Genomic DNA, 13731 nt, shown 5'->3' with positions numbered 1-13731 from the left:
CCCAGCCGGCCTACGTCGATCACCCGACCCACCCAACCACCGGGCCGACACCACACCATCACACACTCACCCCTCGCCGGCCCGGCCCCGGCCTCGCCGGCCGCTGCGCGGCCGGCGAGGCCTCCGTGACGGACACCGGCCAGCCACCGGAAGCCCCCGACATGAACACCCGAACCCACCGCCCCACGCTCGACCATCAGCGCCAGCAGCCATGAGACCCGCCGACCCTGATGTGATCTCCCGTCGCGAGATCACCCACAAATGGCACGTTCCCGCCTGCGAAACCTTCGTCTGGACAACACCTCCCGACCCCGACACCAACACCCGCGGCACCGGCCACGAGTGCCGAGCACGCGCCACCCACCGGATTAACACGATCCGCATCGACGGGCAGCACCGCTACCCGTGGAAGGTCAGCGTTTGCCGCGCCCACATCGCCGAGGAAATCGACCGCGCCCACCGCGAACTCGACTTCACCCGCCGATACCGCCGCCAGGACCTCCCGGACCCGACCATCACCGAACTCGAACTCGTTCTCGACGAACGCGCCCACGCCCACGGCAAGACACGGTTCTGGCTCACCGAACGCCGCCTACCCGCCGCCGTACCCATCGACCTCGCACTCTTCGGCACCACACCGCGGTTCCGCACACCCGTCCGCCGCCCCCGCCCCGATCCCGCCGCGCGCCGCGCTACGCGCGCCGCGCAATACGCACTACTCGACGAGCGCGGCCACCCCGCCGCGCTCACCTCATAACGGCCAGGAGAACCCGCCCATGACTCACGACCCACCAACCATTCCCCCGACCGGTACCCGGCCCAGGCGCCCGTGCCCACCGCACCGCCACCGCACCGCCAACCTGCCCCCACCGCGCCGACCCATTCGGGCATTCGCCCGCAATCGCAGATCACGCCGCCGCCGCCAAACCATCCGCCAGGCCGACGACGAGGACCCGAGACCACGCACCACCGACCACAGCACCAGAACGGCGAAAACCTTCGCGACACCCCCGATCACGCAGGAACCCGACACTCAGAATGTGCCCGGCTCCTGCGACAAACAAGAACAGGGACACCACACCATGCGCATCACCGACCCGTTCAAGGCTCCACCCCCTGAGCAATGAAGCCCAGCTCGCCCGCACTCTCGAGCGCGTCTGCCACCAGCACGGCGCAACCGACAACACCACCGCCCGGCTCATCACCGACACCGTGGCCAGCGTCCGCGCCGCCTCCGACCTCAACCGCGTCGACATCGCTCTCCTGCGGTACGAACACGACAACCCCGACCCCGACGACCTCAACACCATCCTCGGATTCACCCGCCGCGCCGTCGACGCCGCCCAGCAACGCGCCGCCGCGGCCGGCTACGCCGGGCCTGCCGACCTCGCCCCCGAGATCCGCGACGCAATCGCCGCTGTCGCCGAACTCATCTACGAGCGCGAAGCCGACGACTACCGCCAGCAAGACGACATCGGCCGCGCCGACCACCCGCATCTGCACCTGAGCGCCCTGAACAACTGGCTCGGTCCCTACAGCCTCCTCCGCTGACAACCCCCCCCAGCCCCCGAGGGGACGCAGCACCCGGCTCCCCTCGGGGACACCACACAGCACCCGAACCCACCAGCAGACCGACAGGAACACCATGATCGACCGCAACACCCTAAAAACCTGGCTCGACACCTTGCCCGCCGCAACCGATATCGCCATCGACGACGGCGGACTCACCCTCCTCGCAATCAATGCCAACGGCCACCCGACCGACGCCTACCTCGAAGTCGGTGGCATCGAGGAACCCGACATCACCAGCCCGGAAGAGACCACCTTCGCCCTACACCGCCGATGAACGGCGAACACAGCAACGGTGCACCGCGACCACCTCGCGAGATGTACCCGGCCGAAACCCTCACGATCGGCACCACGACCTACCACGTGGAAATGCACACCGTCACCGCGACACTCACCGGCCCACGCGGAGCGAGATACATCGCAGTCCAAAACGTGCACTCACAGCTGTTCTCGATCATCTGCGCCAAGACCGCACGCACGCTCGAGCACCCCGGGTCCAGACGACCGCTGCGGCTGCGACGCACCAGCGACCACTTCGAGATCGCCTGAGACCACCCCTCTGAGGGTGGTCGACGCACCACTAAAACCAACCTCCCGCAAGGATTCACATGACCCATGCCACACCCGACCTGTCCACCTTCGACGCTCTGGTTTTTAGCACCAGCGGCGGCAAAGACTCCTCCGCCGCGCTGGCCGAAGTCGTCGACGCCGCCGAGACAGCCGGCGTGCGCGACCGGATTACCGTCGTGCACGCCGACCTCGGCGAGGCCGAATGGCCCGGCACCGTGCAACTCGCCGCCGCCCACGCCGCCCGCTACGACCTGCCGTTCACCGTTGTTGCCCGCCGCCACCCGAACCGGGCCGTGGAAACCATCCTGGAACGGGTCGCCGGCCGCGGCCGCTGGCCCGACGCCAAACGTCGCTGGTGCACCTCCGACCACAAACGCGGACCCATCCGCAAGGAGATGACCCGCATCGTCACCCACCTGCGCGAAACAGGCAAGGTACGCGGCCGGCCGGCCCGGCTGCTCAACATCATGGGCCTACGCGCCGAAGAATCCGCCGCCCGAGCACGCCGCGCACCACTGGCCCTCGACACAACCATCAGCAGCGGCCGCCGCGAAATCTACAACTGGAACCCCATCCACGACTGGCCCACCAGCCGCGTCTGGGACCGCATCGAACAAGCCGACCTCGACGTCCACCCCGCATACGCCGACATGTCCCGGCTCAGCTGCCGATTCTGTGTCCTGGCCCGCCGCCGCGACCTGATCGCCGCAGCACGCCTCAACCCCGAATACGCCGCCCAGCACGCCGAAATCGAATCCGCCATCGGCCACCGATTCCGGCACGCACTGAGCATGGAACAAATCATCGACGCCGCCAACCGCGGCGACGACCAGACCGAACAAGGCGCACTGCCCCCCTGCATGCGGCGCTGACCATCCACCCGAAGTCGTCGACAACGCAGATGACCGAATCCCGCACAACGACATGTGCCACCGAACCATGAGCCGACCTCCGGCACGACCCAAAGGAACACTGTGCCCACTCCGACCCTGGCCCTGTCCGCCAACGCCTTGAACAGCGAGATCGGCAGCTACTACGCCATCGAGGAATTGAACAACCCACCCAACCCGTTCGCCGACACCGCGGACTGGGAATTCGCCTGGCCGATCCTGCTCGCCGACGCCATCGAGATCGTCAACAACGAACACCTGCTCACCGACCCCGACACCGGTGCACCGCTCGAGCTGGGCATCACCGGAGAACCGAACCCACCCGAGGAGCCGCCGCTCACCATCGAGCTCTACGACGCCCACGGCACCGTGCTGGCCAGCCACACCTACACCGAGCACATGCCACCCCGCCCCAACCGCCCCGCCGCCTCGGGCTGGAAACAGGCCGCCGCCGACGCCTGCCACGCCATGGCCACCCTCATCGCCGACCTGAACACCGATCTCGCCGGGAGTCAGTGAGCAACCCGAACATCGACGAAAGGGGCCGGAACCTGCCCAGGTTCCGGCCCCCTTTTTCTTCGTCTCTCGCCTCTACAGTTCGAGCCCAGCCGCACCCGGGAACGTCACATCGAACCGGACGCCATCGGGCACGCGTTGCGGCTGCCACCTGTCACCGGCCACCACCGAGGCCACCTCATCAGCCGAGGGAGCCTCCCACTCCACCAGCATCCGCGCCGCCAGCCGCTCCACTTCCGACACACCACTCATCGCAGCCACCCTTCCCCGATCCACCGTGCACAGCGATGCGATCCTGCATCGCCCAGGCCACACCGCCAGCCTACAACCGGGACAACCCCATTCAGACCCGGCGCAGTCCGCCACCGCTCACCACACGCAGCCGGCCCACGCTCTGCACCGGCCGCGACAAGAATCAGAGCTGCCGCGACACCAAGCCCTCCCGGACCTCCGTAGCTCCCGCGCACTACCTCCCAGCGCAGTCACGCCGAAACCACTCACCACCCCGACCGCGGCCGGCGTCTCGACGTGGCCGCTTCCGCTCGCAGCCTGCGGCCGCGCGGCGGCGCCCGTGCCCGACCAAATCACTCCAGCGGCCGCCGGCGGAACTCGCAAGCGAGTACAACAACCCCGAGCGGACAACTCCCAGCCCCTCGACTTCCTCACCCGCGCCCACCCAAACACCCAGCAGCACAACACAGACCGGACACACCACCCCAGCGCCGGCCACCCACCAGCCCGCACCGGTTCCGTGACAGACGCGTTCGGCACCACATCCGCGGCAAGGTGATCGGCGCCGAGTACCGCGGCCTGGCGGCCGCGCGGCGGCGCGGGCAAGGCGGTGTCGGCACGTCCCTCCGGCGGGGCCTCCCACGACGCTGGCACACCGCGGCCCGGCACGCCAGGTCGTTCGTCCGCTCCTCGCAAGCTGCGGTGCGGGCGCTCCACCTGGCGTACCGAACCACGGCGCGCCGGACGCATCGCAGGCCCCACCGAAGGAACGCACCAACACCGCACACCACCTGTATTGTTCGCCCGCACCACCGAACAACTCCGCGGCCCCGGCCGCGCGCACCCCAAGGGGCGCGGGCCCGCGACCTGCCGGCCGCGCGCTCCCTGCGGTCGCGAGCGGGCGCTGCCGCCCCGCACCCCGGCCCGCTCGCCGCGGAGGCAGACCCTCCAAAGGCGCACCCAAAAACGCAAGCCCTAGAAGCCAAAAACAACCGTGAATTATCCCACCCCCAAGACCACTATTCAGTACGCGTAAGGTGCGTAAGGTATGCTAGAATAGAAACATAAGCCAGAGAGGAAAGGCCAGGAAATGAATAACCAGACAATCCCCGCGTACGAAATGCCCGTCGATCTCCTTCGCAAGACGATGATCACCGAAGCGATCAAGTACATGGTCGGCCAGCTGATGTTCGACCCCGCGACCAAAAAGCCCCTCGATGCCCGAACCTGCGCGGTCATCATCACGGGCGATGATGATGTGCAATTGATCGGCGATCCCGACCACATCCGCGCCCGGCTCGCCGACCCCGGCGTCTGCGCCGCCCTCTTGGAGCGCTGGCCCGACATGCGCGTTCTCTACCAGGACGAGCGGCGCAACTGACACCGATCGCACTGAACCGCATTGCCCCGACCTATCGGGGTAATGCGTAAGGTGCGTAAGTTTGTTGTTTTCTGGCTCGCGCCTTTCCTGTGAAACCGGAGAAGGCCACCCGCCGAATTCTTGCCCCTCAGTGGAAACCCGAAAGGAAAAAGCTGTCACCATGTCGAATTTCCACCCCGCCATCATTGCCCTGTACCGCGCCACCACGGACCCCGCAGAGCTCGCCGAAGCCGACGCTTTCCGGTCGAAGCTGAAAAATGCCGCACTGCGCGGCATCGTCCGCGAACGGGCGGAACTGGCAGCCTGCCCCGCCGAGGCCACCGGGTGGCTCGCTGGTCACCACGCCGCCATCCGATCCGAGATCCGGCGCGCACTCGACAACGGCGCGAGCACCGCCGAAATCCGCGCCGCGCTCACCGCCGCCCCCGTCAAAGCCTGACCACCCGCGCCGCCGGGCAACCCCCGGCGGCACCACACCGAAAGGACCCCGATAGCCATGACTTACACATTCATCCGGTTCACCCTGCCCAACGGCGACTATGCCCAATGGCGGCACCACGGCGACGACATGCCCGCGCTGGTCACCTGGCACACCGCCGCCGACGGCGTACAGCTCGACATCGTCAACGAGACCAGCGCCGAGGCGATCGCGCGTCTCACCGCCGCATACCCCGCTGGCCGCGTCCACGAATTGACCGCCGACCAGCCCCACGCCGCCCACGTCCGCGCGCCCGCCGCGCCGCCGGTCGCCGTCGAATTCATCGCCCGCCGCGCCCCGATCGGCCACCCGCAGCGCCGAGGCAACCGCGTACAGGTCTACCGCGTCGCCGAGCAGGGCCACGGCATCGAAGTACTTCAGTACATCGAACAACTCGACTACGACACCACCACCGCCGAAAACGCCCTCAGCGCAGCCGGATACACTCTCGCCGGAGTATGGCGGCCCGAAGCCGATCCGGGAACAATCGAGCGGTTGCCGCTGCGCTGCGACACGCGCGGATTCCTGCGCCGCATGCATCGGCTCTACAGCGCGCCCGGAGCAGGCCACGCCACCGACCCCGCCGCCGCCACCGTGGTACGCGAAATCCTCGGTGCCCTACTGCTGGCCGACCCCCGCGCCGACGACCCCGCCCGGTTCCACGCGGCACTACGTGATCACCTCACCGCCACCCGCGACCGCGCAGCGTTCGCCGCCGGGCGCGGCCCGGGGGCCGCACAGGCCCTGACCCGCGCCGCCGACATCCTCGCCCGCGTGGCGCGAACCCTCGAAACCGATTTCGCCCCCATCTCCTGACGCCTGCCCGGCCCGTGGGGTGACCACCGCCACCCCACGGGCCAAATGCGTAAGGCGCGTAACCCGATTCGAATAGATACCGAAAGGCTCTGGACCGTGACCACCACCAAGCGCGAGAACATCGCCGAACTGGTCGGAAAACTGCTCAACCTCGCCGACGACCAGGCAGGGACCCCCGAAGGCGACCTCTGCCAACAGCGCGCGTTCGCTCTGCTGGCCAAACACGGAATCAGCGAGAGCGAAGCCCGAGGAACCACCCGCGAAGGCGCAAACGTTGTCGAGTGCTTGACCTTCCGGCTCAAAGGCCGATACCTGCGCCAACAGATCAAACTCTTGACCCACATCAGCCGGGCCCTGCACTGCGAAACCGTCTTCTGGGCACGCCGCGGCGTCGCGAAGGTCTACGGCGTCAAGGTCCACACCAGCCGGGTACGTCTGCTGTTCGCGATCCTGAACCCGCAAATGCTCGCCGGGGCCGCCAAGGCGATGCCGCCCTATTGGTCGGGCGCCAGCGCGCGAAGCTACCGCATCGATTGGATGGCGGGCTACTACACACAAATCTATGCCCGGCTCAGCGAGGCAGAACAGGCAGCCGCCCACGAACGTGACACCGAGACCAACACCACCACTCATGCGCTGGTACTGGTCTCCGACGCCGACCGAGCCATAGCCGCCAAGGACCGCGCACACCCCACCGTGAAACCCGAACGCTACAAGCGCACCACCTACGCCGCCGACGCCGTCGATAAAGGCCGCGCGGCCGCAGAACGGGCGAGCCTCAATCAATCCGAGATCACCGGCGAGCGCCGCAGCATCACCGCCGCCCGCCCGCACTGACCGAGCACCCCGACCCGATCACGCCCAGCGAGCGTGACTCCAGGCCCCGGCGCGGCGATGCCACGCCGCGCCGGGGCCCCTTCCACACGAGAGGACGACCCGAAATGGTCACCAACGCGCCGGAATTCGACCGCGTATTCATCAACGAGGCAGGCCGCCGGTTCACCGTGCGCTATGTCCCGGCAGGATCGCCGTTGTTCGGCGGTTTCACCGACACCCGCGCAGTCGTCGAGTTCTACGACGCAACCCATATCGGCGGACCGGCCGCCCACGGCCACCCGGCCGGGCAGTTCACCACCGGCAGCTATGACGTCGAGACCTTGCTAGGACTGGACGGATACGGCAGCGGCACCGGCGCATTGTCGCTGTGCGGCGGCGAGGACGCATGGACCATCGACGCCGCCACCATGGCCGAAATTCGGGCATGGATCGCCGAGCACGGCCGCCCGAGTGCGGCGCGGGCGCGAATCCTCGAGGGGCACCCGGTGCTCACCAGCGGGCGGCGTGCACTGCGCCACCAGGAGCGCTACGGGGCGGCCGAGGCATTCAGCCCCTACACCACCCCCCGACGGGATCGAATGCGGGTGGTACGCCCGCCACGGCATCGCCGATTGCGGACACCGGTACAGCAATACCGACGCCGACGGCCGCGCCGGAATCGGCGCCGGTTACAGCGTCGACCGCGACACCGACCGATCCCACTGCAACGGCTGCTCCGACGCCCGCGCCCGCGCGATACTCGATTCACTGGCCTACGGCCTCGGGCACGCGGTCGGATACGTCTCCCGCGACGGCCGCACCCTGAGAACGTGGACCGGTGGCGAACTGGCCCGCGTGATCGAGCACCGCCCCGGCCGGTCCCGCCACTTCTGGCGATTCGAGCGCGGTGGGCGCCGATTCCACGGCACCAACGCCGGACCCGGCCGCCTGGTGTATGTCCGCGCCTACAAGGCCGCCCGGTGACCCGCCCGCCCGCCAGCGGCCGCGCCGGCGCGGCCGCGCCCGGTCCCTTGCTGTTCCAGGTGACCCGCACCGCCGAGGACACCACCATCGCGACCTACGACGAGGCCGCCGCCCTGATCCTGCTGCGCCGAGCCGCCCGGCGCGGGTTCGGCATCCAGGCCCAACGGTCCGGCGGATTCCGCATCGAATGGCAGGCGCACCGATTGGACACACCGCCCGCGTCGCGCCTCATCACCGCCGAGCCGACAACACCGGCCCGGCTGACCGCGATCATGCGCGCAGACCTCGAGCACATCGCCGAATGCCGAGCCCGCCGCCGAGCCGCCGGCGGAATCCGTATCGGCCTATCGCAGATCCCGCCCGCGGCGGCCGCCCGATTGCACGCCCGCGGACTGCTCACCACACCGGCCGACGATCCCGCCCGCGTCGTACTCACCTTGTCGGCGCGGCTGGCATTGCTGGCCGAGGCGCACCGGACATCAACCAAGGTCCCCCGCGGGTGGTACCGGCCCGCCGACGACCTACGCCCCGGCGAATGGGCATTCAGCGCAGGCAGCTACCGCCCCGGAGGCAAAAGCGGAATGGCCCACGACCGCACCAGCGCCGCCGGATGCAGCTGCAAGGAATTCGCCGAATTCGCCGAGGACCGCACCGACGCCGCCCGCCGCGCCCGCCAGCACCGCGAGACCGTAGCCGCCGCCCTGGTCGCCACCCTCTGACCCACCCCAACAACGGCAGGAAACCCGCACATGCCCACACACAACCTCACACCCGACATCGCCGCCCGCGTTCTCGCCGCCCACAGGCCCGAACTCGACCTACTCACGCAGATGGACGCCCGCCCCCGCATCGTCGAAACCGGCGGAGGATGCCACGCCATCGAATTCGACGCCGCACCGTCGAGGACGCTGTATCTGCTGCTGACCACCCAGGACCACTACCTAGCGACCGAGCGCGCCGGTATCGAATTCTGGTGTCTCGGCCTCTACGACGCCAGCCAGGACCACGCATGGAAGTGCTGCGCCGAAGAGCCCACATTCGCCGAGGCGTACCGCGCCGTCTGGCGCGACTACCTCACCGGGTGGCACATCGAATAAGCCACCGCGCCAGCCACACCCAGTTTGCGCAATGTGCGTAAGGTGCGTAAGCTGGCTGGTATAGAAACAGTCAATCCGGTATAAGGAGTGATCAGGACAATGGCCAGGCGGAAGAAGTACACCGAAGAAGAGCGCGCCGCCCGAGACGCCGCAGACAAGGCCATCCGTGATGGCGGTAACGACCTGTTGAGCGATCCCGAAGCGGTGGCCGAGATGATCAATCAGCTTGCGCGGCTGACCAGTCCGAGGCTGCTGCGCTACTCGCTGGGAAACGTTGCGCTGATCTTCAAGCAGGCCGCAGAACGCGGAATGACCGTTACCGACGTCGAGAGCTACAAGGGATGGCGCCTGCGCGGCCGCTACGTCCCCAGGGGCACGACAGGGCTACGCATCAACGCGCCCAAAGGAACCGAAAAAGGGGAAGCCGACCAGGAGCAGTCCGAGCAACCAGCCCTCGAGGCCCCCGAGTCCGCCGAGAGCGACGGCGACACCCTCAAAACCCGGTTCCGGATGGTGACGGTATTCGATATCTCCCAGACCCTGGGCATAGAGGATTTCGAGGACGAACCGACAGAAGTCGCCCCCGTCACCGAACCAGCGGCCGCCGTCCGTGCACGGCTTCTCGAGCAGTTCGACGCCGTCGGCTACACCGTTACCGAGGGCGAGGCCCCCGCGATCGACGACGACGCCCACACCGTCACAGTGTCCGACGGCCAGCCGCTCGAGGAGCTCGCGCAAGCCCTCGCCGCCCTGCTCACACGCCCCGCCGACGAACGCCCGCGCCAGAACCGACCGACCGCCGCCAGCGCACGGGCCGCCACAGAACCGGCCCCCGGTATACCGCTCGACCTGGGCGAGTTCGGCACCGGCCGCGCAGTGGTCGAGATCGATCACGAGGCCGCCCGCGTCTACTACAAGGTGAGTGCGCCGAGCGTGCGCGGCACGTTCACCGTCGAGTTCCACGAGGCCGCCGAAAGTGGCGTCGAGCCGCGCCGGGTACGCGTGAAATACGGCCGCGCCGACAAGCCCGGCGGCGCTTACGGCAGGTTTGGTCAGGACCGCCCTGACCGCCCGAAAGTGAACAGCATCCGTCTCGCCGATTCATCCATCGTGACACTGTCGGAGGTCGAAAACTTGCAGTGGCTGTATGTATCTCGGCTCGTCCAAGGCCGCTACGACGTCACCACCGACCGCGTACCGGCTCGCACCGGTGACCGCGTGCGCGCTGTGGTGTGTGCGATCGTGCGGCACTTCCAGACGTTGCCCGAATTCGGTGCACTGTTCACACGCGCCGCCGCACTGGAAGCCCCGGTGTTGCAGCGGATACACAATGAACGGATTCGCCAGCTGTCCCAACACATCGCCAGGACCGAATCCGAACTCGAGGGTGCCGAGCAGCGCGCCCGCTACTATGCCCAGCTGGCCGCCGGAGGCGAGATCGAAGGGGCGCAACTCGAGATATTCGTCAGCTGATATCCAGCCCAACTCAGCCGGCCGGGCGGCACACAGCCAATGCGTAAGGTGCGTAAGTGTCCTTTATCGGTGTGTGGCCCGGCCGCTGGAAGGCCGACCCATGAGACCACCAATCGGCCCGGCGCACCGGGCCATGATCGGCCGCGCCGTTGAGGACTACGGACCCGGCTACGCCCGCCGGTACCGACACCGCCCGGCCCCGGCAGAGGCCGCCGCCCGCGCCGTCGTCGCCTACGACCTGCGCGCCCTCACGCGCCGCTATGGCCGCAGTGCGGTCGAAGCGGCCGCGCTCGAGATAATCCGGGAGCACCCCGAAACCCTCGAGCGCACCCCCGCCGAGTGCGACCGCCGCCAGCGCACGCGCGAGCGCCACGCCGAGCGCCACGCCGAACGCCTCGCCGCGGCCGCCGTTCACGCCTACCGCGCGGGCAACCTCCGTCGGGCCGCCCTCCTCATCGAGGACGCCGAAACACTCAATCCCCGGTTCGACTGGAATGGCTACCGCGCCATGATCACCCCACCCGACCCGCTCGCCGCCGCCGTCTGAGCGCGACAAGTAAGGAGCGAAAGCGGGGGCCGCGAAGCGATACGACCACGAACGACCCACAAAGAACGGAGCGAGCGCCACCATGGCCGCCATACCCAGCCGTCCATACACTGGAGACAAACGCGGCACCGCGCCGGACATGCGGCCGCGCCGCCGGAGCCAGCTACCGGCCACAGGAGGGCGAAGAATGCAACCTCAGCCCGACGACCCCAGCCGCGGCCCCGAACGGCCCGCGCTGCGATTGGCCACCAACACCGCCACGCCGGTGCCCGAGGCCGAACAGATCCCGCCCGGCGACCGCAGCGTCTACGCCGCCATAGCCGAGCACATCACCGACCGCGTCATGGTGGTTGCGAACCCGGAAAACCATCTGATAGCGGCGCTGCTGAACGCCTCCCGTGCCGACGCCGCCGCCGTGCTGGCCTTGGTCGAGGAGGACGACCTACAGGGGTATCTACCCGGTGTCGCGTTCGGGCTGATTCGGCAACTGGTCGACAACGGGCACGAGCCCACCCCCCAGCAGGTCATAACGCGCGCCCGTGGCGGGCTCGATATCACCCCGCGCCCGTCGCTGAAAACGCTCGTACTGTACGTGTCCGAGGTCTTCACCATGAACATGCCGGTGAGACCATGGGCCGCCGCATGCGATGTCGTCGAAGACTCCTACCGCCGCCACTTCGAAGAAATCGGTATCCGCATGGCGCAAATGGCCGCCGCATTCGCCGATGTCGAAGAACTCGAGGAATTGACCGGCGAAGCTGTCCGGCGGTGGAAAATCCACCGGAAGCGCGTTCACGAGCTGCGCCGCCGCGCCATCGACGGTGCCAAATTCGCGACGGCGCAGCCGGCCACGCAAGGCCGCCCGCCGGCGGGCGCGGCATGCCTACCGGCCGACAACGACGAGGCCCAAACCGAAGGCGAGCGACCCGCCTCGGTCTGACCGGCCGAACGCCGGAGTGCGCGAGACCACCAAAGAAAGATTTGCGTAAGGTGCGTAAGGTGTTATTATTAGAGACATGATCACCACTGAGAAAACCCGCCGCCCCGCGACTTTCACCCTTGACCAGATGGTCACCAGCGACGACCCCACCGTCTACGTCGACCCATTCCCCACCGCCCACGGAGACGACCGGGTCAAAGAGCCGTGCCGGTGCGACAACGGCCTATATCACGGACCGACCAACGCCCGATGGAACAACGGACACGGCGAGGCCCCGTGGTGCTTCTACTGCAACGGAGCCGGTCACCAGCTGGTCAAGGTGCGCAGCGTGCGGGCCCGCATCCGCCGCGACGCCCGGGACGCCGCCCACCAGCGCGACGCAGCGCCCTACCGCGCATGGTTGATCGCCGAAGCGGCGTATCTGCAACTGCTCGCCGACGAGGAAGCCGCGTACGCCGAACAGGAACGCCGCAACAATCTGACCCAGGGATTCGCGGGCGAGATCGGCGCCAAGATCACCGACCACACCGCAGTCGTCACCGTCGCTTATCCCTACGAAAAGGCCAACCACTTCAGCTACCGCATGGAAACCGGAATGCTGCTGGTGCTCACGCTCGACAACGGCCAGGTACTCAAATGGTCGAGCACCGCAATGGGCGCGTTCGGCTACGACCGCGGCGACCGCGTGCGCATCGTCCGCGCCACCGTCAAAGCCCACGACACCTACAAGGGCCAAGACCAGACCGTGTTGAAAAACGTCCGCCTCGAGCGCATCGACACAGCCGCCGACGAATAGCCCACGCCACACCGACCGGCACCGGGCAGAAGGAAGCTGCCCGGCGCCGGGCCTCCACCACGGGGCCGGCCCGGCCCGCGGATCGCGGAATCGGAACTCCGCTGCGCTCCGTGCTGCCTTATCGGCGGCTGCCTCCCAGCCGTCCCCAGTATTCGACCCGAACACACCCATGCCGCACACCGCAGCACCGAGAAGGGCCCTATGCCGAACCCAACCGACACCCCCGACCTCGCCGCCGAGACCGCCGGACTCCGCCGCCTCCTCGAACGAGGAGATTCTCCGCCAGCCGAATCCAACGCGGCCTGTGTGACCTCGCCGAGGCCGCCGCGACCGCAGAAACCGTCGCCCGCCGCGCCGAAGCCACCGCACAACGATCACCACAAGACCGCGACGAGCTCATGGCCCAAGCCCTCCACCACCGCCGCACCGCCGCAATCGCCCGCGCTGGCTGTAAGGGTGAACTCTGAGATCAGTTATCGGTCAATTTCGACGTCACCAGGGGCCGAGCCGAGGCGACCGCATCGGTGAATTTCGATGTCACCTCGGTCGGCGTGTCCGGCCGCTGGGCGTGTCCGAAGCCCCATCTAGTGATCCTTGAGCGCATCTGCGAACTGGCCGGATCGGGAA

At 68.1% G+C, this 13731-nt stretch carries 18 protein-coding genes; 17 read left to right on the top strand and 1 reads right to left on the bottom strand.

Annotated elements, in window-relative coordinates:
- Nucleotides 1-211: 211 nt before the first annotated feature.
- The 6 genes from ON22_RS33920 (at nucleotide 212) to ON22_RS33895 (ending at nucleotide 3548) form a co-directional block, all read left to right on the top strand.
- Nucleotides 212-757: a hypothetical protein gene (locus ON22_RS33920; protein WP_033247125.1), complete on the top strand. Its 546-nt coding sequence runs from the start codon at nucleotides 212-214 to the stop codon at nucleotides 755-757.
- A 455-nt stretch (nucleotides 758-1212) separates the two neighbouring features.
- On the top strand, nucleotides 1213-1551 hold the full coding sequence (locus ON22_RS33915; protein WP_033247126.1) for a hypothetical protein: 339 nt from the start codon (nucleotides 1213-1215) through the stop codon (nucleotides 1549-1551).
- Between the two features lie 94 nt (nucleotides 1552-1645).
- Nucleotides 1646-1846 carry a hypothetical protein gene (locus ON22_RS33910; RefSeq protein WP_033247127.1) on the top strand — a complete coding sequence of 67 codons (201 nt, stop codon included), beginning with the start codon at nucleotides 1646-1648 and terminating at the stop codon, nucleotides 1844-1846.
- Nucleotides 1843-2118, top strand: coding sequence for a hypothetical protein (locus ON22_RS33905; protein ID WP_033247128.1), 276 nt, complete (start codon nucleotides 1843-1845; stop codon nucleotides 2116-2118). Before ON22_RS33910 ends, ON22_RS33905 begins: the two co-directional genes overlap by 4 nt.
- A 59-nt stretch (nucleotides 2119-2177) precedes the next feature.
- Nucleotides 2178-3011 carry a phosphoadenosine phosphosulfate reductase domain-containing protein gene (locus ON22_RS33900; RefSeq protein WP_051158440.1) on the top strand — a complete coding sequence of 278 codons (834 nt, stop codon included), beginning with the start codon at nucleotides 2178-2180 and terminating at the stop codon, nucleotides 3009-3011.
- Between the two features lie 102 nt (nucleotides 3012-3113).
- Nucleotides 3114-3548, top strand: coding sequence for a hypothetical protein (locus tag ON22_RS33895; protein ID WP_033247130.1), 435 nt, complete (start codon nucleotides 3114-3116; stop codon nucleotides 3546-3548).
- A 72-nt stretch (nucleotides 3549-3620) separates the two neighbouring features.
- Here ON22_RS33895 and ON22_RS37135 read toward each other — a convergent pair whose 3' ends face one another.
- Complete coding sequence (locus ON22_RS37135; protein ID WP_156052430.1) at nucleotides 3621-3797, bottom strand: hypothetical protein; 177 nt, start codon at nucleotides 3795-3797, stop codon at nucleotides 3621-3623.
- Nucleotides 3798-4866: 1069 nt separating this feature from the next.
- Between ON22_RS37135 and ON22_RS33890 the strand changes: the two genes are divergently transcribed.
- The 11 genes from ON22_RS33890 to ON22_RS33845 all read left to right on the top strand — a co-directional run bounded on the left by ON22_RS33890 (nucleotide 4867) and on the right by ON22_RS33845 (nucleotide 13104).
- Entirely contained in the window at nucleotides 4867-5157 is a 291-nt protein-coding gene (locus ON22_RS33890; protein WP_033247131.1) for a hypothetical protein, read from the top strand.
- Between the two features lie 160 nt (nucleotides 5158-5317).
- The gene (locus ON22_RS33885) at nucleotides 5318-5596 is read left to right on the top strand and encodes a hypothetical protein (RefSeq protein WP_156052431.1); all 279 of its coding nucleotides are present in this window, start codon (nucleotides 5318-5320) and stop codon (nucleotides 5594-5596) included.
- 57 nt (nucleotides 5597-5653) lie between these two features.
- Complete coding sequence (locus tag ON22_RS33880; protein ID WP_033247133.1) at nucleotides 5654-6451, top strand: hypothetical protein; 798 nt, start codon at nucleotides 5654-5656, stop codon at nucleotides 6449-6451.
- 96 nt (nucleotides 6452-6547) lie between these two features.
- The gene (locus ON22_RS33875; RefSeq protein WP_033247134.1) at nucleotides 6548-7288 is read left to right on the top strand and encodes a hypothetical protein; all 741 of its coding nucleotides are present in this window, start codon (nucleotides 6548-6550) and stop codon (nucleotides 7286-7288) included.
- Between the two features lie 504 nt (nucleotides 7289-7792).
- The gene (locus ON22_RS35150; protein WP_051158439.1) at nucleotides 7793-8251 is read left to right on the top strand and encodes a hypothetical protein; all 459 of its coding nucleotides are present in this window, start codon (nucleotides 7793-7795) and stop codon (nucleotides 8249-8251) included.
- Entirely contained in the window at nucleotides 8248-8970 is a 723-nt protein-coding gene (locus ON22_RS33870) for a hypothetical protein (protein WP_033247135.1), read from the top strand. The genes ON22_RS35150 and ON22_RS33870 overlap by 4 nt, the downstream gene beginning before the upstream one ends.
- A gap of 30 nt (nucleotides 8971-9000) precedes the next feature.
- Complete coding sequence (locus tag ON22_RS33865) at nucleotides 9001-9348, top strand: hypothetical protein (RefSeq protein WP_033247136.1); 348 nt, start codon at nucleotides 9001-9003, stop codon at nucleotides 9346-9348.
- Between the two features lie 99 nt (nucleotides 9349-9447).
- Nucleotides 9448-10821, top strand: coding sequence for a hypothetical protein (locus ON22_RS33860; protein ID WP_033247137.1), 1374 nt, complete (start codon nucleotides 9448-9450; stop codon nucleotides 10819-10821).
- Nucleotides 10822-10921: 100 nt separating this feature from the next.
- Nucleotides 10922-11368: a hypothetical protein gene (locus ON22_RS33855; RefSeq protein WP_156052432.1), complete on the top strand. Its 447-nt coding sequence runs from the start codon at nucleotides 10922-10924 to the stop codon at nucleotides 11366-11368.
- A 187-nt stretch (nucleotides 11369-11555) separates the two neighbouring features.
- Nucleotides 11556-12308 carry a hypothetical protein gene (locus tag ON22_RS33850; protein ID WP_033247139.1) on the top strand — a complete coding sequence of 251 codons (753 nt, stop codon included), beginning with the start codon at nucleotides 11556-11558 and terminating at the stop codon, nucleotides 12306-12308.
- Between the two features lie 76 nt (nucleotides 12309-12384).
- Complete coding sequence (locus tag ON22_RS33845) at nucleotides 12385-13104, top strand: hypothetical protein (RefSeq protein WP_033247140.1); 720 nt, start codon at nucleotides 12385-12387, stop codon at nucleotides 13102-13104.
- Nucleotides 13105-13731: the final 627 nt, after the last annotated feature.

The organism is Nocardia carnea NBRC 14403 (assembly GCF_000308515.1).
Lineage (GTDB): Bacteria > Actinomycetota > Actinomycetes > Mycobacteriales > Mycobacteriaceae > Nocardia > Nocardia carnea.
This window is presented reverse-complemented; position numbering and strand designations above follow the sequence as displayed.

Coding starts and splice junctions, on each gene's coding strand:
- ON22_RS33920 (WP_033247125.1), top strand. CDS start 212: ATGAGACCCGCCGACCCTGATGTGATCTCCCGTCGCGAGATCACCCAC.
- ON22_RS33910 (WP_033247127.1), top strand. CDS start 1,646: ATGATCGACCGCAACACCCTAAAAACCTGGCTCGACACCTTGCCCGCC.
- ON22_RS33905 (WP_033247128.1), top strand. CDS start 1,843: ATGAACGGCGAACACAGCAACGGTGCACCGCGACCACCTCGCGAGATG.
- ON22_RS33900 (WP_051158440.1), top strand. CDS start 2,178: ATGACCCATGCCACACCCGACCTGTCCACCTTCGACGCTCTGGTTTTT.
- ON22_RS37135 (WP_156052430.1), bottom strand. CDS start 3,797: ATGAGTGGTGTGTCGGAAGTGGAGCGGCTGGCGGCGCGGATGCTGGTG.
- ON22_RS33890 (WP_033247131.1), top strand. CDS start 4,867: ATGAATAACCAGACAATCCCCGCGTACGAAATGCCCGTCGATCTCCTT.
- ON22_RS33885 (WP_156052431.1), top strand. CDS start 5,318: ATGTCGAATTTCCACCCCGCCATCATTGCCCTGTACCGCGCCACCACG.
- ON22_RS33880 (WP_033247133.1), top strand. CDS start 5,654: ATGACTTACACATTCATCCGGTTCACCCTGCCCAACGGCGACTATGCC.
- ON22_RS33865 (WP_033247136.1), top strand. CDS start 9,001: ATGCCCACACACAACCTCACACCCGACATCGCCGCCCGCGTTCTCGCC.
- ON22_RS33860 (WP_033247137.1), top strand. CDS start 9,448: ATGGCCAGGCGGAAGAAGTACACCGAAGAAGAGCGCGCCGCCCGAGAC.
- ON22_RS33855 (WP_156052432.1), top strand. CDS start 10,922: ATGAGACCACCAATCGGCCCGGCGCACCGGGCCATGATCGGCCGCGCC.
- ON22_RS33850 (WP_033247139.1), top strand. CDS start 11,556: ATGCAACCTCAGCCCGACGACCCCAGCCGCGGCCCCGAACGGCCCGCG.
- ON22_RS33845 (WP_033247140.1), top strand. CDS start 12,385: ATGATCACCACTGAGAAAACCCGCCGCCCCGCGACTTTCACCCTTGAC.